Genomic DNA, 22,838 nt, shown 5'->3' on the forward strand with positions numbered 1-22,838 from the left:
TGTGGTCGCGTCTCGGGCGCGACCTAGCTGAGCTGGTTCGCCTCGACCCAGGACAGGTACTCGGGGCTGACGGTGCCCGTGACGTACTCGCCCGTGAAGCAGCTCATCTCGAGGTCGGTGACGTCGGAGCCCTCGATGATGGCATCCCGCATGTCAGCGACCTCCTGGTAGATCAGGTGGTCGCTGCCGAGCACGCGGTTGATCTCCGGGATCTTCCGGTCGTGCGCGATGAGCTCGTCGCGCGTCGGCATGTTGATGCCGTAGACGTGCGGGAACCGGACCGGGGGAGCGGCGCTCGTGAACGTGACCTCGTTCGCACCGGCGGCACGGGCCATCTCGACGATCTCGCGGCTCGTGGTGCCGCGGACGATCGAGTCGTCGACGATCAGGATGTTCTTGCCCTTGAACTCGGATGACATGGCGTTGAGCTTCTGCCGCACGCTCCGCTTGCGCTCCGCCTGGCCCGGCATGATGAACGTCCGGCCGACGTAGCGGTTCTTGTAGAAGCCCTCGCGGTACTCGATGCCGAGCTTCCGTGCGACCTGCATCGCGGCGGGGCGGCTCGAGTCCGGGATCGGCATGACGACGTCGATGTCACCGGTCGGCGCGTACCGCTCGATGGTGTCGGCGAGGCGGTCACCGAGGCGGAGTCGGGCCTCGTAGACCGAGATCCCGTTCATCACGGAGTCGGGTCGGGCGAGGTAGACGTACTCGAACGAGCACGGCACCAGGCGCGGGTTCTTCGCGCACTGGCGGGCGTGCATCTGGCCGTTCATCTCGATGAACACGGCCTCGCCCGGGGCGATGTCGCGGACGATCTCGTAACCGCCGGACTCGAGCACGAGCGACTCGCTCGCCACGACCCACTCCGGCTGGCCGGCCTCGTCGAACTTGTGTCCGAGGATCAGCGGCCGGATGCCGAACGGGTCACGGAACGCGAGGAGCCCGTGGCCGGCGATCGTGGCGATGGTGGCGTAGGAGCCCTCGACCCGCTCGTGCACGCGCTCGACGGCGTCGAAGACCTGACCCGGGTCGAGGTTCTTCCCACGCACCTGGCCCTGCAGCTCGTGCGCCAGCACGTTCACCAGGAGCTCGGTGTCGCTCGTCGTGTTCAGGTGGCGACGGTCGATGTCGAAGAGTTCACGCGTGAGTTCCCGCGTGTTGGTGAGGTTGCCGTTGTGCACGAGGACGATGCCGTACGGCGCGTTCACGTAGAACGGCTGGGCTTCTTCCTCGTTCGTCGCGGCGCCCTTCGTGGCGTAGCGGACGTGTCCGAGGCCCATGGTGCCGAGGAGCGCACGCATGTCACGGGTCCGGAACGCCTCGCGCACGTGACCGCGGGTCTTGTGCATGTGGTGCACGTGACCCTCGACCGTGGCGATGCCCGTCGAGTCCTGCCCGCGGTGCTGCAGGAGGAGCAGTGCGTCGTAGATGGATTGGTTGGCGGGGCCCTGCGCAACAAGGCCGACGATGCCGCACATTCGCGGGTGTGCTCCAGACCGTAGAATCGGGGGGTACCGAACAAGTCTGCCATGTCACCGCGAAGGACTCCGCATGCCCAACCCGTACGCCGAAGCCGGAGTGGACACCGCTGCCGGTGACCTGGCCGTCGAGCTCATGAAGTCCGCGGTCGCGGCCACCCACAACGCGTCGGTGCTCGGAGGCGTCGGTGGCTTCGCCGGGCTCTACGACGTCTCGTTCCTGAAGGACTTCTCACACCCGCTGCTCGCGACCTCGACCGACGGCGTCGGCACGAAGGTCGCCATCGCGCAGGCGATCGACAAGCACGACACCATCGGGCAGGACCTGGTCGGCATGGTCGTCGACGACATCGTCGTGGTCGGCGCGAAGCCGCTCTTCATGACCGACTACATCGCCTGCGGGCGTGTGGTGCCCGGTCGCATCGCCGACATCGTCGCCGGCATCGCCCGCGGCTGCTCGGAGACCGGTACCGCCCTGGTAGGCGGCGAGACCGCCGAGCACCCGGGGTTGCTCGGACCGGACGACTACGACGTGGCCGGTGCGGCGACGGGTGTCGTCGAGGCCGACGCACAGCTCGGCGCGCACCTGGTGCAGGACGGCGACGTGGTCCTGGCGATCGAGTCGTCGGGGCTGCACTCCAACGGCTACTCGCTCGTGCGGCACATCCTGTCGTCGCGGGGCGTCGGCTTCAGCGACCAGCTGCCGGACTTCGGTGTGGCGGTCTCCGTCGGCGAGGCCCTGCTCGAGCCCACCCGTCTGTACACGGCCCCGCTCCTGTCGCTCCTCGAGCAGCACCCCGGCGCCGTGCACTCGCTCTCGCACGTGACCGGTGGCGGCATCGCGGCGAACCTGGCGCGCGTGCTGCCCGTCGGCTCGTGGGTCGAGGTCGACCGTTCCACCTGGCAGCCGCTCCCCGTCTTCCGGGTGCTCGCCGACATGGCCGGCACCGCGATCGAGGACACCGAGGGCACCTGGAACCTGGGCATCGGCATGTTCGCCGTCGTGTCCGCCAGTGCCGCCGCCGACGTCATCGCGTCGCTCGGCGCCGCGGGGATGCCGACGTGGCCCGTCGGCACGATCGCCACCTCGGCGCGCGACCTGACCGGTTTCGAGCAGGGTGCCAAGGGTGTCGACGGCGGGGCCGTCCGGCTCGTGGGGAGCTACGCGGCCTGATCCGCCCGCGGCCACCCCGGCTCGCCGTGGGGCGTCCGCGGGCGACGCCGGTGGTTGTCCGCCCAGTGGTCGCGAACCGTCGCTCGGACGGCCTGCGACCGACCGATCGTGACCGGTCGGCCGCGTCCAGTCAGCGGTTCGTGACCGGTCGGCGAGGTGCCGTCGGGGAGTCGTGGCCCGGGCAGCCGACGTCCGGGCACGCAGAAATGCCGCGCTCCCCACGGGGAGCGCGGCATCACGGCGAAGGACGTCAGGCGGACTTGTTCTGGTCCTGCTGCGTCTCGTACTCGTCGACTTCTTCTGCCGGTTCAGGACCGTATTGGTCCGCCCAGCGGTCGATGAGGTCGTCATCGGAGTGTTGTCCGGCGGAGAGCTCCTGCTCGAGTGCACCGTAGTTCGTCTGCGGGCTGAAGTACTTCAGCTCACGGGCAACCTTGGTGTGCTTCGCCTTTTGACGGCCGCGCCCCATGCGTGACCCCCTCGTTCGGCTCTGGTCCGGTCCTGGCGAATGACGGAGGATCACTCGGGGAACCAGACGGTTCGTGGTTTGAAATCTGCCGATGACTCTACCATGTACCTCGATCTGGACGTCGCGCGACGGCTGGTGCCCACAGCAGAATCGAAGTGATGACGGAACCCCTCGAGACCCCGGTCGACCAGCACGCCCGCGTGGTCGTGATCGGCGCGGGCCAGGCGGGACTGTCGGTGGGATACCACCTCCGCCGGCTCGGGCTCGTTCCCGGGGGCGACCTGGTGATCCTCGACCGGGCGCCGAGCACCGGCGGGGCGTGGCAGTTCCGGTGGGAAGCGCTGCGGCTCGGTGCGGCGCACCGCGTGCACGACCTGCCGGGCATGCGGGCGATGGGCCTGCAGTTCGACGACGCCGACCGGTCGCGACCCGCGCGGGACGTCGTCGGCGAGTACTACCGGCGGTTCGAGCACCACTACGACCTGCGGGTGCGGCGCCCGGTCACGGTGACGTCCGTCTCGCGCACCTCCGACGGCGGCGTGGCGAGCGGGGGCACGGCCGACGGTGGACTGTGCGTGACGACCCGGAGCGCCGACGGCACCGTCACCCGCATCCGGGCCGACGTCGTGGTGAACGCGTCCGGCACGTGGGGCACCCCGTTCGTCCCGTGGTACCCGGGGCGCGACGTGTTCCGCGGACGCCAGGTCGACACGACCGAGTACCGGAGCGCCACCGAGTTCTCCCGACAGGACGTCGTGGTGGTCGGCGGTGGCACGAGTGCGATCGGGTTCCTGCTCGAGCTCGACGGCGTGGCCCGGTCGACGCGGTGGTTCGCCCGCCGGCCGATGGTCTGGGCCGGCACGGCCTCGCTCGACGTCGAGTCGGCCGTGGCCGCGGTCGACGAGCAGGACCGGGCGGCCCGCGCGGGCGAGGTGCTGCCGAGCATCGTCAGCGGCACGGGGGTGCCGGTGTCGCGGCGCATCAAAGCCGGCATCGAGCGGGGCGTGCTGCGTGACGAGCCGATGTTCGCGCGGATGGACGAGACCGGCGTCGTCACCGCGGACGGCGTGCACGTGCACGCCGACGCCGTGATCTGGGCAACGGGGTTCCGGGCCGACCTGCGGCACCTCGCACCGCTGCACCTGCGGACCGCGGCGGGCGGGGTCGTCGTGAGGGACGGACGATCCGCTGACGAGCCGCGGCTGTTCCTGGCTGGCTACGGACCCCAGGCGTCGACGATCGGTGCGAACCGGGCCGGACGGCGCATCGCCCGCCAGGTCGTGGACGCCCTGGCGGCCTGAACGGCGGCGCGCCCCCTCGCACCGTGCGAGGGGCCACGCGAACGGTGCGAGGTTCCGTTCCTGGTGCGACCCTCGCGAGCTCGCACGGAGTACGGAACCTCGCACCAGACGCGCCGACGGACGAGGTCCCTCGACCGGGGGACTGACCGCGCTTCGCCGGGACATGCCCAGAGCATGGCCAGGCAACGGTCCGCAGAACGGCGGACCGGCGCTCAGGAATCCGCGCCGCGGCCCGTCTGCTGCTGGAGGCGGTCGATGTGCTCCGAGGCCTGTGCCTTGGTCAGGTCGGCGGGGAGCTCCTCGCCGGCCTCGCGAGCGAGGGTGTCCAGGTAGCTGCGCTGGGGGCCGGTCATCGGCTCGTCGCCGGTGACCCACTGCTCCGGGTCCTTGCTCGCGCTGGTCGACGGATCGGGTCGGGGGCCGCCGAGGGTCTCTCCCTGGATCGAGCCGTCCGGGGTCTGCTGCTGCTCTTCGCGGTCTGCGTCACTCATGTCCGCGACGGTACGCCGCACCCCCGGCGCGACACGCAGCAGCGACGTCCCCCGAACCTCAGACGGCGGTGGCGGCGTAGCGGACCAGGTCGGCGCCGACGGCACTCGTCGCGATCGGCACGACGCGGCCCGCGCGCTGGATCCAGATCGTCGCCGCGCGCTCGTCGATCCGGTCGACCTCGTGCAGCTCGCCGTCGAGCAGCACCGACGCCCGCACCCGCACCCGTCCGCTGGCCGGACGCGGGGGCAGCCCCACGACGTCGTCGTCGTACGCCGGGTGCTCGCCGGGCTGCAGGAACGGGGACACCGGGGCCGTGACGACCTCGAGGCCCTCGTCGACCTCGGTCACCGCGACCAGGCGCACCGCCTGGTCGGTCGGCAGCGGCACGTCGACCACCGGGTCGTCGGTGGGGCCGGCCAGTGCGCGGAACGCGGGCCGACCGTCGGGGGCGAGCCGCGCCTCCAGGCCGTCGATCCGGACCCGGCCACGCCCGCGGGAGTCGGCGTACAGGCCTGGTTCGATGCCGGACTGCCGAGCCTCGAGCCGGGTGAGGACCACCCGGTCCGGGCGGTACCAGTCGCGGAGCGCCGCGGGGTCCACCCACCCGACGCTGGGCACGCCCCGGGAGAGCGCTGCGGACTCGTCCGCGGCGCGCTCGTCGAGGGCGCCGAGCGGATGCTCGCCCCGCACGGCCACGAGTCCTTCGAGCGGGCTGCCGGCCGGCGGTTCGTGGTCGAGCACCTCGACGCGCTTCGAGACCTTGCCGCCGTGCCCGTCGAACGTGGCGAACGTCCGCAGGTCACTGATGGTCATGGGGCCACATGCTACGACTCGTCGGCTCCCCGTCGTGGCGGCGAGGGGACGAGCGCGTGGATCTCGCCCGTGCAGAGCGCGGGGTCGACGCCCTCGGCGGGGCCCGCCGGACGGGTCGCCCGGCGTGGCTGGATGCTGTTCCGCTGCGCAGACCGGAGCAGCCGGTCGTCGGCCGGGGTCTCGGACCCCGGCTGGGCCGGTCGGTGGAGCGGCGGGCGGACCGGTTCGCCGCGGCGCTCCTGGCCGGGCAGTGGCCGCGAGCGGCGGCCGTACAGCAGCTCGGAGGAGTCGAGCAACCACGGCACCAGCGCCACGGTGACGCCGTGCACGAGCAGCAGCTTCTTGCGGATGCGCCGGCCGCGGTGGTTGTGGAGCAGGCCCTCCCACCAGTGCCCGACGATGAAGATCGGCGTGTAGACGGTGACGACCTCGGAGCCGTGCTCGTGTCGGTGCGCCTTGATGTACTTGATCAGGGGCATCGAGATGTCGCGGTACGGGGACGGCACCATGGTGAGCGGCACCCGGATGTCGTACTCGGCCCACTGCTCGCGCAGGCGCTGGGCGTCCGCGTCGTCGATCGCCACGTGCACCGCCTCGATGCTCGCGTGCTCGGCGGCGATGGCGTAGTCGAGCGCCTTCAGCACGGGCTTCTGCAGCTTGTTCACCAGGACGATCGCGTGGTCGCCCGTCGCACCGAACTTCGTCTCGACGTCGGCCTCGATCTCGTGCGAGACGTCGCGGTAGTAGCGGTTCACGCCGAGCATGAGCACGTACAGCACCGGCATGATCAGGAACACGAGCCAGGCGCCGTGCGTGAACTTCGTGATGGTGACGATGACGAGCACCACGAGGGTGAAGGTGGCGCCGATCGCGTTGATCGTGCGGGAGCGGACGACCTGTCCGCGGTTCACGGGCGGCTCGCCGTCGGCAGCGGGCGACCCGTCCCGGTCCCGGTCGGCGCGCAGCAGCCGCGTCCAGTGCACGACCATGCCCGTCTGGCCGAGGGTGAACGACACGAAGACACCGATGATGTAGAGCTGGATGAGGCTCGTGACGTTCGCCCGGTAGACCACGAGCAGCGCCGCGGCGACGAGGGCCAGGACGATGACGCCGTTCGAGTAGATGAGCCGGTCACCGCGCGTGGACAGGGCCTTCGGGGCGTACGAGTCGCGCGCCAGGATCGAGCCGAGCAGCGGGAACCCGTTGAACGCGGTGTTCGCGGCGAGGAGCAGGACCGCGGCGGTCGTCGCCTGGATCACGAAGAACAGCACCGAGTTGTTGCCGAACGTGGCGGCGGCGATCTGCGCGATCAGCGAGCGCTGCGGCGTGGTCGCGCAGTTCGCGAACCCCTGCAGGTCGCAGGCGCGCTCGGCGTAGTGCACGTGCGACACGAGCGCGAGCGTGATGAGCCCGATGAACAGGACGATCGCGATCCCGCCCATGGCGACGAGGGTGGCCTGCGCGTTCTTGATCTTCGGTCGGCGGAAGGCCTGCACGCCGTTCGCGATCGCCTCGACGCCGGTCAGGGCCGAGCAGCCCGAGGCGAAGGCGCGGAGCAGCAGCAGGATGAACGCCGCCTGCGTGGTGTGCTCGACGTTGTCGACCGTGTAGGCGGCCGACTCGGCGACGGGGGCGTGGCCGGCCGCGACCCGGACGAGTCCGGTGACGACCATCACGAAGACGCTCGCCACGAACAGGTAGGTGGGGATCGCGAAGGCCTTGCTCGACTCCCGCACGCCGCGCAGGTTGGCGGCGGCGAGCAGGACGACGAACAGCAGGGCGAGCTCGACCCGGAAGTGGTCGAGCACCGGGAGCGCCGAGATGATGTTGTCCACGCCGGACGCCACCGAGACGGCGACCGTCATCACGTAGTCGACGAGCAGCGCGCTCGCGACGACCAGCCCGGCCTTCTCGCCGAGGTTCCGGTGAGCGACCTCGTAGTCGCCGCCACCGGACGGGTACGCCTTGATGAGCTGTCGGTAGGACGCGACGACCACCACGAGCAGCAGCACGACGAGGGCCGCCACCCAGGGGGCGAAGGTCAGGAAGGCCATGCCGCCGAGGAGCAGGATCATCAGCAGTTCCTGCGGCGCGTACGCCACGGAGGACAGCGGGTCACTCGCGAAGATCGGCAGGGCCAGGTGCTTCGGGAGGAGCTGTCCTTCGAGCTTCTCAGAGGGGAGGGGATCCCCGATCAGTCGCGCTTTCAACGACCGGATCTCGTTCGTCACGAGCGGCAAACCTACTCAGTTCCGGGCGCGAGTCAACACGGTTCGCCCGCCGCATATTCCGGGGTCCCCGGGTGCCCGTCTCCCCGGTGGCCACAGCCATCTCGCGCTTGACGCCGCGTCAACCATTACAGTCGCGAGCATGAGCGCTTCGACAGACATCGCCGATGCAGCTGCGAAAGCACCGCACGGCATCACGGAGGTGGCGCGTTGTGCCGGGGTCTCGAGCCGGACGCTGCGCCACTACGACGCGATCGGGCTGCTGCCGTCCACCGCGGTCGGTGCCGGTGGGCTGCGCCGCTACGACGACCACGCGCTGGTCCGGCTGCAGCGCGTCCTGCTCCTCCGCGGCCTCGGGCTCGGCCTGTCGGAGGTCGCGCGGCGGCTCGACACCGAGGGCGACGACGTCGCAGCCCTCACCGCGCACGTCGCGTGGCTCGAGCGGGAGCGGGACCGGCTGGCGCGGCAGCTCGCGGCCGTGCGCACCACCGTCGCGCGGATCGAGCACCGGGAGCGTCTGCTCGTGCCCGAGGCGTTCGACGGCTTCGCGCCGTCGCGCCTGTCGGCGACGGACGCACCTGACGTGGCGGGCTGACGGAACCAGGTTCCGGACACCACACCGCGCATCTGCACAGTGCTGTGTCCGGAACCTGGTTCCGGGGGGGGGCGACGGCCGGGAGGCGCTGGTCGTGACCGCCTGGCGGCCGCCGGCGGTCAGAGCGACTTGCGCAGGGCCTCCAGGCCGTCGCGCAGGCGCGTCACGGTGTCCGCAGCGAGCGTGCCGCGGGTCGCACGGCGGCGCAGGTCCGCGCGGACCTGCTGCCGGAACGACGACAGGGCCATCTCGAGCTCGCGCAGGGCGCGGGCGCTGTCGGACGGCACGGTCACGGGATCCGCGGCCGGGCCGGTGCCGGGGCTCTCGGAGGCTGCGGCGAGGTCGGCACGGAGCGAACGCATGGCCTCGCCGACCGAGGCCCGGACGCCGTCCGCCAGGGACTTCACCGAGTCGGTGACCCCGGACTCGACCGCGGCGATCTCGTCGGCACGCGCCGCGAGCTCGGCCCGGCCGGCGTCCGTGATCGCGTAGACGGTCTTGCGGCCGTCGGCGGTCTTGGTGACCAGGCCGTCCTCCTCCAGCTTGGCGAGCCGGGGGTACACGGTGCCGGCACTCGGCACGTAGGTGCCGCCGAAGCGGTCGCCGAGTGCCTGGATGAGCTCGTAGCCGTGCATCGGGTGGTCGGCGAGTAGGACCAGCAGGTAGAGGCGCAGGTGGCCGTGGGCGAAGACGGGGCTCATTCGGGCACCTCGCTCTCGTTCGTCGGGGTGGTGGTCGGCGGTGTCGTCGGGGGTGTCGGCTCGGTGACCGGCGGAGCGTGCAGCACGGCGATGTCGCCGGAGACCGAGTTCACGCGCAGGTCGAGCCACTGGCCGGACAGCTCGCCGCCCTGCTTGACGTACGAGCCACGCACCCCGCGGATCTCGGCGTCGTCGAACTGCAGCTTGCCGGTCGCGGTGTTGACGGTGCACTTGTAGGCCACGCCGTCCTCGAGTCGGACGCTCACCGAGCCGGACACCGTGTTCACGCGGGCGGACTCGGGGACCCCGTGCAGGTCGAGCACGACGTCGGCCGAGACGCCGTCCGCCTGGAACCGCGGGATCTCGCCGGTGGCCACGACGTCGCCGGACACGGTGTGCACCGCGAGGGCACCGTCGAGGTCGCGGATGGTGGTGGCACCCGAGACGGCGTTGACGGTGACGTCACCCGCGACGCCGTCGACGACCAGGTCGCCGGAGACCGTGTTGAGAGTGGCCCCACGGTTCGTGCCGGACAGCAGTGCACCGGCCGAGACGACGCCGAGCGTGATGCCGGCGTCGCGGGGGACTAGGATGCTGACGTCGGCGTGCGCCTTGCCGCGGAAGGACTTCAGGAACCCGATGGGGTCGTCCCACCGGACCTGGGGGTGGTCGACGGTGAGGGTGTCGCCGTCGACCTCGACGAGCATCTGCTTGCCGGACACACTGTGGATCTCGACCCGGGCCGTGGGCTCGTCGTGCGCGACGACGTCCACCTGCCCGCCGACGAGCCCGATGCGCACGGTGCGCACGATGCCGGTGTCGATGACCTTGGGCTCGTCGACGAGCCATTTCTCCTGCGCCATGTTGCCTCCTGGAACTCGCGATGTATCGCGTCTGTGGAGGTCACGCTATATCGCGTTCGGGGGTGCCGCAAGGGTTGTCGGGCGACTGTCGGTGGACTGCCCGGCGACCGCCGGGCGATCGTGAGCACGAATGGTCGGCTGCAGGCAGTGGACCCGACCGATCCTGCTCACGAAGCGGGCGCGGCGGGGGTGGGGCGGGCCTCCAGGGTGGGGTGGTGTCGGCGACTGTCGCCGTGCGCTCGGGGCTCCACGGGAACCGGCGGAAGTGCGGCATGAGCGGCTGGACCATCGGGCCGATCGCGAACGCCGCGATGACGGTGCCGGCGCCGACGTCCCCGCCGAGGACCCAGCCGACGATGACGACCGTGACCTCGACCAGGGTCCGCGCGAGCCAGATCGGCCACCCGAGCCGCTGGTGCAGCCCGACCATCAGGCCGTCACGGGCACCGGTGCCGAACCCCGCGCCGATGTAGAACGCCGTCGCGACCGCGAGCAGCACGAGACCCGCGGTGAACAGGCCGATCCGGGCGACGATCCCCGACGGCTCCGGTACGAGCCAGAGCACCAGGTCGGCGCTCGGTCCGATCGCCAGGGCGTTCAGCAGCGTCCCGATCCCCGGCTTCTGGCGCAGTGGGATCCAGAGCAGCAGGATGACGCCGCTCGACACGATCGTGATGGCGCCGAACGACCACGGCACGACGTTCTCGAGCCCCTGGGTCAGCACCGTCCACGAGCTGACACCGACGACCGCGCGGACCTGCAGGGCGGTCGAGGCGCCGTAGAGGAACAGTCCGACGAAGAGCTGGACGAAGCGCAGGGCGAGGGCGGTTCGGCGGGGCATGCGCTCATCGTCCCGTCCGATTGGCCTGCTGGTCGAGGGCCAATTGCGCTACCGTGGACCCGTGCCCCCTGTCCTGCTCAGCCCACGCGCCGCCGCCCTGCTCCTGACCGACTGGCGCGCCGGTGCCGACGCCCCCGCGTACGAGGCGCTCGCCGACGCCCTCAGGGTCCTCGTCATCGACGGCCGCGTCGCGCAGGGCGCACGGCTCCCGGCCGAGCGCGGACTGGCCGCGGCCCTCGGCGTCTCGCGCACCACCGTCGCGAACGCCTACGCACAGCTGCGGTCCGACGGGTTCCTGGTGTCGGTCCGCGGCTCCGGCAGCGTGGTCCACCTGCCCCGCGACCTGGTCGGACGCCCCGACCCGGAACGCCTCGGCGGCGTGGTCGAGGGCGACGTGCTCGACCTCCGCAAGGCCGCCCTGCACGCGGCCCCCGGCATCGACGAGGCCGTCGAACGCGCCGTCCGGCACGTCCCGGCGGCGCTCGCCGGCATCGGGTACGACACCGTCGGCGACCCGGGCCTCCGCACCGCGATCGCCGCCCGCTACACCGAGCGCGGGCTGCCGACCGACCCCGCCCAGGTCATCGTGACCATCGGCGCGCAGCACGCCATCGCCCTGCTCGCGCGCGTGCTCGTCCGCCGCGGAGACGCCGTGCTCGTCGAGTCCCCGACCTACCCGCACGCGCACGAGGCCTTCCGCGAGGCCGGCGGGCGCCTGGTCGGCGTCCCCGTCGATGCCCACCGTGGCTGGGACGCCGCGGCCCTCGAGACCGCCCTGCGCCGCACCGCGCCGTCGGTCGCGTACGTCATGCCCGAGCTGCACAACCCGACGGGCGCGACGATGGCGGCGTCGACCCGCGCCACGCTGCTGTCAGTGGCCACGAGCGTCGGCACGACCGTCATCGCCGACGAGACGATGGGGGAGCTCCGGATCGACGGCGAGCCGTCGCCGCCGCTCGCCGCCTGGCCGGGCGGCGAGGACGTCGTGATGATCGGTTCCGCCGACAAGGTCTTCTGGGGCGGCCTGCGGATCGGCTGGATCCGCGCCGCACCGGCGCTCCTGCAGCGGCTGCTCCTCGCCCGCCCGACGGGCGACCTCGGCACCCCCGTGCTCGACCAGCTCGTCGTGCGCGAGCTGGTCCCGCGCACGGCGGCCGTCCTGGAGGCGCGGCGTGCGTCCCTGCGCGAGGGTCGCGACCAGGTCGTGGGCGCGCTCCGGGCGCGGATGCCGGAATGGGACGTCCCGTCGCCGGCGGGCGGGTTGACGACGTGGGTGGGGCTCGGACGGCCGGTGTCGAGCGCGCTCGTGCTCGCCGCGCGGGCCGAGGGCGTCGTGCTGGCCTCCGGTGGGGTGTTCGGGCCGGACGGCGGGTTCGAACGGTTCCTGCGGGTGCCGTTCACGATGGCGCCGACCGACCGTGGGCGACTGGTCGACGTGCTCGAGCGCGCGTGGGAGCGGGTCGGTGGGGAGTCGGCCGGCGTGCGTGGTTCGTTGGCGGCGGTGGTCTGAGTCTCGCGGGTCATCCTCCGGGGTGAGGCGTCGTGGCGCGTATCGCTCCCCGGGGTGATGCGGCGGGACCGTCGCGACATGATGCTGGTGCCATGAACGCGACCCTGTCCGCCGGAGCCCGGTCCGCCGCACCTCGACCCGCTGCGCCGATGCCCGTCGAGCCGCCCGCGGCGGTCCCCGCCGTGGTGCGCGTCACCATCGCACTGAGCGGGGCGTTCCTGGCCGGCGTCCTGACCTCGTTCGGGCAGGCGGTGCCTGCGCTCGCCTCCGTGTCGAACTCGGCCGGGCCGTGGTTCCTGGTGGCCGCACTGCTGTGCCTGGCGGCCGGAGCACGAGCAGGCCGGGTCGCCCTGCCGCTCGCGATGGTGTTCGGCGTCGTGCTCCTCGAGCTCATGCACATCGGCTACTGGGCCACGACGGTCCTGCGCGGGTTCCCGGACGTGCTGTCGATCACGAACCCGTGGGTGCTGCTCGGGGTGCCGGCCGGGCTGCTGGCCGGGGCCGTGGCCGTGGCCGTGCGGTCCGGCGTCGCCCGGTGGCGCGCGGGAGCGTTCGGTGTGACCGCCGCGGTGCTCGTCGGTGAGGGGATCCGCGGGCTGCTGCAGGTCGCCGTGACGACCGGGCACGTCACCTGGGTCGTCGAGATCGTCGTCGGGGTGGTGCTCCTCGGAATCGGGGTCGTCGGCACCCGCTCACCCGTCGGACGCGTGGTGGCGCTGGGCACCGGGGTGGTCGGGACGGTCGCGGTGCTCGGGGCGTACCTGTTCCTCGGCGGGTTCTGATCCCTCGGCTGGTTCTGGCCCCTCGGTCCTGATCCGACGGCGGGTTCTGGCTCCCAGCCGAACGCTCGTCGGTCGCTCCTGCGAGGATCGATGCCGTGCACCTCCTCTCGGTCTTCAGCCTGCGCAACCGGGCCCTCATCGCGCTCGTCACGATCGTGGTCGCGGTCTTCGGCGGCATCGCGCTCTCGAGCCTCAAGCAGGAGTTGATCCCCAGCGTCGAGTTCCCGCAGGTCGCGATCGTCAGCGCGTACCCCGGAGCCACACCCGAAGTGGTGTCGAACGACGTCTCGACCAAGATCGAACAGGCGATCCAGGTCGTCCCGGACCTCGAGTCGACCAGCGCGACCTCGTCCACCGGACAGAGCGTGGTGTCGGCGTCGTTCCAGTACGGATCGAACCTGGCCAGCGCCGAGGACAAGATCCAGACCGCGGTGAACGCGCTGTCGCTGCCCGACTCGGTGCAGACGCAGATCGTCACCGGGTCCTTCGACGACCTGCCGGTGCTGCAGGTCGCGGTCTCGGCGTCCGGCAACCAGGAACAGCTGGTCGACCGGCTGCAGGCCTCGGCGATCCCCGACCTCGAGAAGCTCGACGGCGTGCGGCAGGCGGACGTCTTCGGCAACCCGGGTCGTCGCGTCGTCATCACGCCGGACCAGGACGAGCTCGCCGCCCGCGGCCTGAGCCAGACGGCGATCTCGGACGCGCTCGACGACAACGGCACCCTGATCCCCGGCGGCACCATCACCGAGGACGGCTCGACCCTGTCGGTGCAGACGGGTGAGCGGATCGCCTCGCTGAAGGACATCCGCGCCCTGCCGCTGACCAGTTCGTCGGACTCGGGCGCTTCCGGGTCGGGGTCGGGAGCCGCCGCCGGTGCGGACGGCTCGACGACCGGTGCCGGTGGGGCGGACGGGGCCGGGACGGGTGCGACCGGGACCGGTGCGGCCGGGACGGCAGCGACCGGTACGGCGACGACGGACGGTGGGACGACGGGTGGATCCACGACCGCCGCCACCCCGACCGACACCACGCTCGGCGACGTCGCGAAGGTCGCCATCACGCAGTCCCCGCGCACCTCGATCAGCCGCGTGGACGGCGAGCAGGCCCTGACGATCTCGATCACGAAGACGCAGGAAGCCAACACCGTCGACGTCTCGACGACCGTGCGCGACGCCCTGCCCGGCATCGAGGAGAAGATCGAGGGGGACCCGCGCTTCACCGTCGTCTTCGACCAGGCGCCCTACATCCAGCAGTCGATCGACTCCCTGGCCGAGGAAGGGCTGCTCGGGCTCGTCTTCGCGGTGATCGTGATCCTGGTCTTCCTGCTCTCGTGGCGCTCCACGCTCGTCACCGCCATCTCGATCCCGACGTCGGTGCTCCTCGCGGCGATCGGCATGCGGGCCGCCGGCTACACGCTGAACATCATCACGCTGGCCGCCCTCACGATCGCGATCGGCCGCGTGGTCGACGACTCCATCGTCGTCATCGAGAACATCAAGCGGCACATGCTGCCCGGCGTCGACCGCGGCCTCGCCGTGCGGGACGCCGTGCGCGAGGTCGCCGGTGCCGTCACCGCCTCGACCCTGACCACCGTCGCGGTGTTCCTGCCGGTCGCGTTCGTCGCGGAACTCGTCGGGGAGCTGTTCCGGCCGTTCGCGGTCACCGTCACCCTGGCGCTCGTCGCCTCGCTGTTCGTCTCGCTCACCATCGTCCCGGTGCTCGCGTACTGGTGGCTGCGCCCGCCGAAGGCGAAGCCTGGTACTGCGGTGGCGCCGTCGGGGACCGAGACCGAAGCCGAAGCCGACAGGACGCCCGATCGGTCCGAGGGTGCGCTCGCCTCCGCCGCGGACCTGCACGACGCCGGCCGGGCCGACCGTCTGCGCCGCGTCTACCTGCCGGTGCTCCGGTGGGTCGTCCGGAAGCCCGTCGTCGTCATCCTGCTCGCCGTGGTGGTGCTCGGCGGCACGGTCGCCACGCTGCCGTTCGTCACCACGAACTACCTCGGCGACTCGGGGCAGAACACGTTCACGGTCACGCAGGACCTGAAGGCTGGTTCGAGCCTCGCCGTCCAGTCCGAGTCCGCGCGGAAGGTCGAGCGGGCGCTGCAGGACGTCGAGGGCGTCGAGACCGTGCAGACCACCATCGGCACGAGCGGCCAGTCGATCCAAGCGGCGTTCGGGGGCGGCGGCTCGGCCTCGGTGCAGTACGCCGTGACGACCGACGCCGAGGCCGACCAGACCGCCATCCAGTCGGACGCCCGGAAGTCCATCGCGGGGATCGACGACGTCGGCGAGGTCACCATCGCGTCGTCCGGCGGCGGTTTCGGCGGCAGCAGCGACATCGAGGTCGACGTGACCGCGCCCACCCAGGCGCAGCTCGAGACGGCGTCGCGGCAGGTGCTGAAGACCATGCAGTCGGTCCCGGACACCACGGGCGCCACGAGCAACCTCTCGGCCGCCGAGCCGTTCCTCGCCGTCCGGGTCGACCGCGCGGAGGCCGCGTCCCTCGGTCTCACCGAGACCCAGGTCGGCGGCCTGGTCGCCGCTGCGGTCTCACCGCGGGACACCGGCAGCATCGAGATCGACGACGCGACGCTCGACGTGTACATCGCCGACCCGGAGCCGCCGACCACGATCGCCGCGCTCCGTGCCCTCGACGTCCCGACGAGCACGGGCACCGTCCCGCTGTCCGACGTCGCCACGGTCGAGGAGTCCGAGGGGCCGACCACCGTCACCACGACGAACGCGGCACGCACCGCCACGATCACGGTGTCGCCGGACGCCACGAACCTCGGTGCGGCCGTGCAGTCGGTCACGACCGCCGTCGACGAACTCGACCTGCCGCGCGGTGCGAGCGCGTCGATCGGTGGGGTCGCTGCCAGCCAGTCGTCGGCGTTCTCGCAGCTCGGGCTCGCGGTCCTCGTCGCCGTCCTGATCGTCTACGTGATCATGGTCGCGACGTTCCGGAGCCTGCTCCAGCCGCTGCTGCTGCTCGTGTCCGTGCCGTTCGCGGCGACGGGCGCGATCCTGCTGCAGATCGTGTCCGGGGTCCCGATCGGCGTCGCGTCCCTGATCGGGCTGCTCATGCTCGTCGGCATCGTCGTGACGAACGCGATCGTGCTCATCGACCTGGTCAACCAGTACCGCCGACGCGGGTTGCGGGTGCGCGAGGCGTTGATCGAGGGCGCCACACGACGCCTCCGTCCGATCCTCATGACGGCGATGGCGACGATCTTCGCGCTGCTGCCGATGGCGATCGGCCTGACCGGCAAGTCCGGGTTCATCTCGCAGCCGCTGGCACTGGTCGTGATCGGCGGTCTGGTGTCCTCCACGCTGCTGACGCTCGTGGTGCTGCCGGCGCTCTACTTCGTGGTCGAGCGGGCCCGAGAACGTCGTGCCGATCGCCGAGCGGAGAGGGAGACGGAGTCGGGCGAAGCCGCTTAGCGGCGGTACTCGGCGTCGACCGCGTCGAGGGGCGAGACGACGACGCGCTCGGTTCGCTCCTCGCGCTCGACGGCACGGAACCACGACACCAGCACCAGGGCCAGCGTCACGAGGAACACCACGGCGGCGCCCTGCGACACGACGGCCAGCTGTCCGGTCGCCGACGCGTAGCCACCGAAGGCCACCGCGGCGACGAACGACAGCCCGAGGAGCAGCTCCGCGAACGTCTGCAGCGCGGGGCGGTCCCAGCGGGTCGCAGCGGCGCGGGCAGGTCTGGTCGAGGTGTCGGTCACGACGGAAGTCTGCGGCCGGGCTCGCTGCAGCGGCAGTCCCGACTCCGGGTGCCACCCGCCCGGGGCACGCGATCCGTCGCCCGGACGGGTCAGCGCAGCTGGGTCCGCAGGAACGTGACCACGCGGCGGCTCATCGCCTCGTCGAGCTGGGCGATGGAGTGCGCCGTGCCCTCGACCGCCACGAAGGTCACCGGCACGTCGTGCGACCGGAGCGTCGCGGTGAACTCCTGCGACTCCCACATCGGGACGAACTCGTCGGTGGAGTGCCCGATGAAGAACGGCGCCGTGTCCGACGTCACGTGGTACTCCGGCGACGCGCGGGTGGCCGACGGGCACTTCGCGTACGACCGGCACCCGAGGTACAGCAGCTGCTTGCGCTGGAACGACGCCGAGACCCCGTCCGGCTCGGTCGATCGCCGGGTCAGGTTCGTCGGTCCGCTCAGGTCGACCACGGCCCGGATGCGGTCACCGTCGGCGTAGGCGGCGGACTCGTGGTCGGTCACCGCGAGCAACGCGGCCAGGTTGCCGCCCGCGCTCCCGCCGAACACCCCGACCCGCTGCGCGTCGACGTCGTACGTCTCCAGCGTCGTCGGCCGGAACACGTAGTCGAGCGCACGCCGGACGTCGTCGAGCCCGGCCGGGAACGGATCGGTCGGCGCCAACCGGTAGTCGACGTTGAACGTGACGAAGCCCTCCGACGCCAGGTACTTGCAGACCGACCGGTACGCCGCCGTGGCCTTGTCGCCGTGCGACCAGCTGCCCCCGTGGATCATGAACACCGCCGGCCGTCCCGTCGACGGTTCGGCCTCGTCGGCGTCCGGTTCGGCGGTTGCCGACGCCGACGCCGTGGCCGTGGGGGTCGCCGTGGTCTCCGGATCGCTGTCGGCCGGCAGACAGACGTCGAGCCGCTGCAGCGGGTCCGCGCCGTACGGCACGTCCGCGACGACGTCGATGCCGTGGTAGCGGAGCGAGAGCGGGTAGATGACACTGTCCGCGGTCACGGTGGCGTTCTCGTCGCCCACCGGATCCGTGCTGCACGACGCCATCGCCCCGAGCGCCACGACCGCGGCGACGAGCGCGAGCACTGAGCGGCGACCGGACTTCATCGCTTCCACGCTAGCCGCACCGGCAGGACGCCACGTCACCCGAGCGGAGGAACCGCACCGGCCGACCCGTCGCAGTGCGAGGATGAGCACGGCAGCCGCCACCGGAGCACCGCAGGAGGACCCGTGAGTCGTCGCAAGGCATGGAACGCCGATCCCGAACCACTGCTCCGCGTCGAACCGGGGTTCCGTCTCGACCAGGTGGACCCGGACGCGACACCGGGGTTCCCCGGACGCAAGATCGACGGGCTCGAGGCGCTCGCCGCCGGGGCCTCCCGCCTCGCCGCGCTGCAGGAGCGCCTGTACGCAGCGTCGACCGCGGGGGACGCGCGCCGGGTCCTGCTCGTCCTGCAGGCGATGGACACCGCTGGCAAGGGCGGCATCGTCTCGCACGTCGTCGGCGCGGTGGACCCGAACGGCGTGCACTACGCCGGCTTCAAGGCGCCGACAGCCGAGGAACGCGAGCACGACTTCCTGTGGCGCGTCGAGCGGCAGCTCCCCGGTGCCGGGCAGCTCGGGGTGTTCGACCGCTCGCACTACGAGGACGTGCTCGCCCAGCGGGTCCGCGGGCTCGCTGCACCGGACGAGATCGAGCGGCGTTACGGCGCGATCACCGCGTTCGAGAGCCGTCTGGCTGCCGAAGGCACCCCGATCGTCAAGGTGATGCTGCACATCTCGAAGGACGAGCAGCGCGCGCGCCTCGGCGAACGGCTCGACCGCCCCGACAAGCACTGGAAGTTCAACCCGTCGGACATCGACGACCGACTGCTGTGGGATCAGTACCAGGAGGCGTACCAGATCGCCCTCGACCGGACGTCGACCTCGCAGGCTCCCTGGTACGTCGTGCCGGCGAACCGCAAGTGGTACGCCCGGTTGGCCGTGCAGCAGCTCCTGCTCCGTGCCCTCGAGGACATGCAGCTCTCCTGGCCGAAGGCCGACTTCGACGTCGCGGAGCAGCGGCAGCGTCTCGCCGAGTCCTGAGCGGACGGTCGCCGGACCGGAGGCCCGTGCCGCGCCCGTCTCACGACTTGCGGCCGCGACGGGGCTGGCATCACGGCGCCCGCTCACGTAGACTCGTTCGGTCGGCCTTCGACGCCGTGACATTGTGATCACGGACTTTTGCTGGGTGTGTGTTGCTCGAGGGCTGGAATCACGTCGATTCGCGACGGGATGAACCCCCTCTCCGCAAGCAGCCCCCGCCGATGTCGCTGTCGGGCGCTGCGGTACGTCTGCACCCCGAGAAAGTAGCCATGGCCCCGTACAACAAGGGCGGCGCGGACAACCGCGCCTCCGACCGCGCCCGTCACCCGAACGGCACCCCCGCCGCCCGCAGCAGCAAGCACCGCGGGTTCCGCGCCGCCGAGCCGACGGCTCCGCGTCAGAAGCAGCGCTGGGACGCCGAGGAGCGTCGAGGCCGTTCGTCGCAGGGCGAGCGCCCGGCACGTCCGAACTGGGAGCCGCGTGACGGCGGCCAGCGTCGTGACGACCGTGCCCCGCGTCGCTTCGACCGCGATGACCGTGCGCCGCGTTCGTTCAACCGTGACGATCGTGCGCCGCGTCGTGACAATGACGACCGTGCCCCGCGTCGCTTCGATCGGGACGCTCCCTACTCGCACGGCCGTCCCGACGCTCCGCAAGCTCCGCGTCGCGCCGGAACCGGCTCGCAGGGGCCCAGTGCGCCGCGTCGTGACAATGATGACCGTGCCCCGCGTCGCTTCGACCGCGATGACCGTGCCCCGCGTCGCTTCGATCGGGACGACCGTGCCCCGCGTCGTGACAATGATGACCGTGCCCCGCGTCGCTTCGACCGCGATGACCGTGCCCCGCGTCGCTTCGACCGCGATGACCGCGCGCCGCGTCGTGACAACGACGGCCGTGCGCCGCGTCGCTTCGACCGTGACGACCGCGCCCCGCGTTCGTTCAACCGTGACGCTCCCTACTCGCACGGCCGTCCCGACGCTCCGCAAGCTCCGCGTCGCGCCGGAACCGGCTCGCAGGGGCCCAGTGCGCCGCATCGTGACAACGACGACCGTGCCCCGCGCAAGTTCGACCGCGACCGCACGGACCGCGCCCCGCGCCGCTCGTTCGACGAGCCCGAGCGCGGCAAGTTCGTCCCCGCCGACGACGTCAAGCTCGCGAAGCTCCAGGCCGAGGCCACGATCGCGGCCGATGTCGAGGGCGTGACCTTCGGTGACCTCGGCATCGGCGGCAACATCTCCCGCGCACTGCAGGAGCTCGGCGCCACCAGCCCGTTCCCGATCCAGGCGGCGACGATCCCCGACGTGCTCGCCGGCAAGGACGTCCTCGGCCGTGGCCGCACGGGCTCCGGCAAGACCATCGCGTTCGGCGCCCCGCTCGTCGAGAAGCTGATGGAGAACGGCGGCGGCACGAAGCGCAAGATGGGCCGCGCGCCGCGTGCGCTCATCCTCGCGCCGACCCGCGAGCTCGCCCTGCAGATCGACCGCACGGTGCAGCCCATCGCCCGCTCGGTCGGGCTCTTCACCACGCAGATCTACGGCGGTGTTCCCTACGGTCGCCAGGAGGGCGCGCTCGAGCGCGGTGTCGACATCATCGTCGGCACCCCCGGTCGCGTGCAGGACCTCATGAACAAGGGGAAGCTCGACCTCAGCGAGGTCGTCATCTCCGTGCTCGACGAGGCCGACCACATGTGCGACCTCGGGTTCCTCGAGCCGGTGCAGGAGATCCTCTCCGCCACGGCCGAGGTCACCCCAGAGGGCAACCGTGCCCAGAAGCTGCTGTTCAGCGCCACGCTCGACACCCAGGTCGCGGCGCTCGTCCAGCAGTTCCTGCACGAGCCGAGCGTGCACGAGGTCGCGGGTGAGGACCAGGCGTCCTCGACCATCGACCACCGTGTCCTCGTCGTCGAGCAGCGTGAGAAGGACCGGGTCCTCGAAGAGCTCGTCGCCGGCGACGGCAAGACGATCGTCTTCGCCCGGACCCGCGCCTACGCCGAGCGACTCGCCGACCAGTTCGAGGACGCCGGCATCCGCGCGACCTCGCTCCACGGTGACCTCAACCAGTCGCGCCGCACGCGCAACCTGCAGCTGCTCACGAGCGGTCGTGTGAACGTGCTCGTCGCCACCGACGTCGCAGCCCGCGGCCTCCACGTCGACGACGTGTCGCTCGTCGTGCAGGCCGATGCGCCGGACGACTACAAGGCGTACATGCACCGCTCCGGTCGCACGGGTCGTGCCGGCAAGGAGGGTACGGTCGTCACGATCGTCCCGCGCGGCCGCATCCGCAAGATCGAGGGCATCCTCGAGCGCGCCGAGATCGAGGCGGACCTCGTGCAGGCGGCGCCCGGTGACCGCATCGTGTCGGAGCTCGCCGCGCGGTAGTCGCGAGCACAGGACGGACGGGAGGCCCGGTACCAGCTGGTACCGGGCCTCCCGTCCGTCACATGGTGAGCAGAAATGGTCGGGTCCCGAAATCGGACCCGACCATTTCTGCTCACGAAGCGACCGCGCGGTCGCGCTCAGTGGTTGAAGAAGAGCAGCCCGCGTACGAAACCGGCCTGGCCGGCGTGCTGCGTGCAGTCGTCGAGGATGCTGATGATCCGGACTCCGGCCGTCACGGGCGGGTCCCACGCGTCGTCGACGACGGGGTCCAGGTCGTCGGGGCCGAGCGTGCCGAGGTACGCGACCGTGCGCTCGTGCACGGCGCGCAGGTACCCGGTGAGCAGCTCCGCCGAGGCGCGGACCCGCCCGACGTCGTCACGGGACATGCCGTAGCCGAGTGCCTCGGCGGGGAACGGCAGGTCGAACCGGTCGTACCAACCGTCGGCGGTCCAGACCTGCTCGGAGCCGGCCAGGTCAGCGATCTGGGTGTCCTGGCCGCGGGCGATGTGCCACGCGAGCCACGCCAGCGTGTTCGCTCCGGCGGCCGGACGCGCCGCGAGCTGGTCCGCGGACAGGCCGTCGACGGCGCGCTCCACCGTCTCGGGGACGCGGGAGAACGCTTCGATGAGGAGTTCTGCGGGGGTCATGGCGCTCACGCTACGCGGAGGCCACGAAACCGGCCCTCACACGGACGCTGCGCGGTGGTGGCGGTCCAGGGCGGCGCCGACTCCCTCGAACGCGGCGGCGAGCGTCTGACGGTCCTCCGGCGCGACGACCTCGCGGAACGCACCCGAGTAGACGGCGCCGATCTCGCGGGCGACGACCGCCCCCGAGGGGGTGAGGTGCAGGAGGACGCTGCGGCGGTCCTCCGGGTTCGGTCGCCGTTCGAGGTGGCCGCGCTTCTCGAGCCGGTCGATCAGCGACGTCATGGCCCCGGTGGTGAGCTCGAGGTACTCGCCGGCCTGCTTCGGGGTGACCCCGTGCCCGTCGGCAGCGCTCAGGAAGAACACGAAGCGGGTGTCGGTGGCGTTCAGACCGCGGATCGTGCTCTCGTGGTGCAGGACGCGCGCGTGCTGCATCTGGAGCACGCGGAACGCGGTGAGGAGCCTCGGCAGCTCGGCGTCGGCGTCGACGGCGGCGGGCTCCGGGATCGCGACGACGGGCGACGTCGGTGCGGGCGGTGTGGTGGGGACGACGCGGGCGGTGGGGACGGCCGGTTCGTGCTCGGGCAGGACGACCTGGTCGGTGTCCGTCATGGGGGCTCTTCTCGGGTACAGGGTGGGAACTTCAGTCAACAAGTAACTCGATTGTCAAGATACCCCCAGCGATGGGGGCATCCCTCGTCTTGTGAGCCACTCGAAGTGAAAGTAACTTGATCGTCGTACCACCT

General features: G+C 71.6%; 20 protein-coding genes. 8 read left to right on the plus strand and 12 right to left on the minus strand.

Annotation, left to right across the window (positions count from 1 at the left end; translation table 11 throughout):
* Positions 1 to 23 precede the first annotated feature (23 nt).
* Entirely contained in the window at positions 24 to 1,481 is a 1,458-nt protein-coding gene (gene purF, locus ITJ56_RS06325) for an amidophosphoribosyltransferase (protein WP_194628793.1), read from the minus strand.
* A gap of 73 nt (positions 1,482 to 1,554) precedes the next feature.
* Here purF and purM point away from each other — a divergent pair, with 73 nt between their 5' ends.
* A complete protein-coding gene (gene purM / locus ITJ56_RS06330; protein WP_194628795.1) occupies positions 1,555 to 2,655 on the plus strand; it encodes a phosphoribosylformylglycinamidine cyclo-ligase in 1,101 nt (366 codons plus the stop codon).
* A 250-nt stretch (positions 2,656 to 2,905) separates the two neighbouring features.
* Here the strand turns inward: purM and ITJ56_RS06335 are convergent, their stop codons facing one another.
* Complete coding sequence (locus tag ITJ56_RS06335; RefSeq protein WP_194628797.1) at positions 2,906 to 3,124, minus strand: DUF3073 domain-containing protein; 219 nt, start codon at positions 3,122 to 3,124, stop codon at positions 2,906 to 2,908.
* Between the two features lie 158 nt (positions 3,125 to 3,282).
* Here ITJ56_RS06335 and ITJ56_RS06340 point away from each other — a divergent pair, with 158 nt between their 5' ends.
* Positions 3,283 to 4,425: an NAD(P)-binding domain-containing protein gene (locus ITJ56_RS06340; protein WP_194628799.1), complete on the plus strand. Its 1,143-nt coding sequence runs from the start codon at positions 3,283 to 3,285 to the stop codon at positions 4,423 to 4,425.
* Positions 4,426 to 4,637: 212 nt separating this feature from the next.
* Here ITJ56_RS06340 and ITJ56_RS06345 read toward each other — a convergent pair whose 3' ends face one another.
* Genes ITJ56_RS06345 through ITJ56_RS06355 form a run of 3 tightly spaced genes read right to left on the minus strand, consistent with a single transcriptional unit; the run spans position 4,638 to position 7,970 of the window.
* Positions 4,638 to 4,916: a DUF3072 domain-containing protein gene (locus tag ITJ56_RS06345; protein ID WP_194628801.1), complete on the minus strand. Its 279-nt coding sequence runs from the start codon at positions 4,914 to 4,916 to the stop codon at positions 4,638 to 4,640.
* A 58-nt stretch (positions 4,917 to 4,974) separates the two neighbouring features.
* Entirely contained in the window at positions 4,975 to 5,730 is a 756-nt protein-coding gene (locus tag ITJ56_RS06350; RefSeq protein ID WP_194628803.1) for a hypothetical protein, read from the minus strand.
* Between the two features lie 11 nt (positions 5,731 to 5,741).
* A complete protein-coding gene (locus ITJ56_RS06355) occupies positions 5,742 to 7,970 on the minus strand; it encodes an APC family permease (protein ID WP_194628805.1) in 2,229 nt (742 codons plus the stop codon).
* A gap of 130 nt (positions 7,971 to 8,100) precedes the next feature.
* Between ITJ56_RS06355 and ITJ56_RS06360 the strand changes: the two genes are divergently transcribed.
* Entirely contained in the window at positions 8,101 to 8,553 is a 453-nt protein-coding gene (locus ITJ56_RS06360; protein ID WP_194628807.1) for a MerR family transcriptional regulator, read from the plus strand.
* A gap of 119 nt (positions 8,554 to 8,672) precedes the next feature.
* Here ITJ56_RS06360 and ITJ56_RS06365 read toward each other — a convergent pair whose 3' ends face one another.
* From ITJ56_RS06365 to ITJ56_RS06375, 3 genes are read right to left on the minus strand one after another with little or no spacing between them, the layout of a single operon-like run.
* Positions 8,673 to 9,254: a PadR family transcriptional regulator gene (locus tag ITJ56_RS06365; RefSeq protein WP_194628809.1), complete on the minus strand. Its 582-nt coding sequence runs from the start codon at positions 9,252 to 9,254 to the stop codon at positions 8,673 to 8,675.
* Positions 9,251 to 10,117 carry a DUF4097 family beta strand repeat-containing protein gene (locus tag ITJ56_RS06370; RefSeq protein ID WP_194628811.1) on the minus strand — a complete coding sequence of 289 codons (867 nt, stop codon included), beginning with the start codon at positions 10,115 to 10,117 and terminating at the stop codon, positions 9,251 to 9,253. Before ITJ56_RS06370 ends, ITJ56_RS06365 begins: the two co-directional genes overlap by 4 nt.
* A 40-nt stretch (positions 10,118 to 10,157) precedes the next feature.
* Positions 10,158 to 10,958 carry a YczE/YyaS/YitT family protein gene (locus ITJ56_RS06375; protein ID WP_228517239.1) on the minus strand — a complete coding sequence of 267 codons (801 nt, stop codon included), beginning with the start codon at positions 10,956 to 10,958 and terminating at the stop codon, positions 10,158 to 10,160.
* Between the two features lie 61 nt (positions 10,959 to 11,019).
* Between ITJ56_RS06375 and ITJ56_RS06380 the strand changes: the two genes are divergently transcribed.
* The 3 genes from ITJ56_RS06380 (at position 11,020) to ITJ56_RS06390 (ending at position 16,693) form a co-directional block, all read left to right on the plus strand.
* Entirely contained in the window at positions 11,020 to 12,468 is a 1,449-nt protein-coding gene (locus tag ITJ56_RS06380) for a PLP-dependent aminotransferase family protein (protein ID WP_323749734.1), read from the plus strand.
* Positions 12,469 to 12,560: 92 nt separating this feature from the next.
* On the plus strand, positions 12,561 to 13,250 hold the full coding sequence (locus tag ITJ56_RS06385) for a DUF6518 family protein (protein ID WP_194628815.1): 690 nt from the start codon (positions 12,561 to 12,563) through the stop codon (positions 13,248 to 13,250).
* Positions 13,251 to 13,345: 95 nt separating this feature from the next.
* A complete protein-coding gene (locus tag ITJ56_RS06390; protein ID WP_323749735.1) occupies positions 13,346 to 16,693 on the plus strand; it encodes an efflux RND transporter permease subunit in 3,348 nt (1,115 codons plus the stop codon).
* On the opposite strand, the gene ITJ56_RS06395 is transcribed toward ITJ56_RS06390, so the two are convergent.
* Positions 16,690 to 16,986: a hypothetical protein gene (locus ITJ56_RS06395; protein WP_194628817.1), complete on the minus strand. Its 297-nt coding sequence runs from the start codon at positions 16,984 to 16,986 to the stop codon at positions 16,690 to 16,692. The two genes, ITJ56_RS06390 and ITJ56_RS06395, sit on opposite strands and share 4 nt — an antisense overlap.
* An 89-nt stretch (positions 16,987 to 17,075) precedes the next feature.
* Positions 17,076 to 18,092 (minus strand): alpha/beta hydrolase, encoded by a 1,017-nt coding sequence (locus ITJ56_RS06400; protein WP_194628819.1) that lies wholly within the window; start codon positions 18,090 to 18,092, stop codon positions 17,076 to 17,078.
* A 123-nt stretch (positions 18,093 to 18,215) separates the two neighbouring features.
* Here ITJ56_RS06400 and ITJ56_RS06405 point away from each other — a divergent pair, with 123 nt between their 5' ends.
* Both ITJ56_RS06405 and ITJ56_RS06410 read left to right on the plus strand, forming a co-directional pair.
* Entirely contained in the window at positions 18,216 to 19,070 is an 855-nt protein-coding gene (locus ITJ56_RS06405; RefSeq protein WP_323749736.1) for a PPK2 family polyphosphate kinase, read from the plus strand.
* A gap of 269 nt (positions 19,071 to 19,339) precedes the next feature.
* Entirely contained in the window at positions 19,340 to 21,448 is a 2,109-nt protein-coding gene (locus ITJ56_RS06410) for a DEAD/DEAH box helicase (protein ID WP_194628820.1), read from the plus strand.
* A gap of 137 nt (positions 21,449 to 21,585) precedes the next feature.
* Here ITJ56_RS06410 and ITJ56_RS06415 read toward each other — a convergent pair whose 3' ends face one another.
* Together ITJ56_RS06415 and ITJ56_RS06420 are read right to left on the minus strand one after the other, a co-directional pair.
* The gene (locus tag ITJ56_RS06415) at positions 21,586 to 22,095 is read right to left on the minus strand and encodes a mycothiol transferase (RefSeq protein WP_194628821.1); all 510 of its coding nucleotides are present in this window, start codon (positions 22,093 to 22,095) and stop codon (positions 21,586 to 21,588) included.
* 36 nt (positions 22,096 to 22,131) lie between these two features.
* Positions 22,132 to 22,704: a MarR family winged helix-turn-helix transcriptional regulator gene (locus tag ITJ56_RS06420; protein WP_194628823.1), complete on the minus strand. Its 573-nt coding sequence runs from the start codon at positions 22,702 to 22,704 to the stop codon at positions 22,132 to 22,134.
* Positions 22,705 to 22,838: the final 134 nt, after the last annotated feature.

The sequence above is a fragment of the Curtobacterium sp. VKM Ac-1376 genome, assembly GCF_015351025.1.
Taxonomy (GTDB): domain Bacteria; phylum Actinomycetota; class Actinomycetes; order Actinomycetales; family Microbacteriaceae; genus Curtobacterium.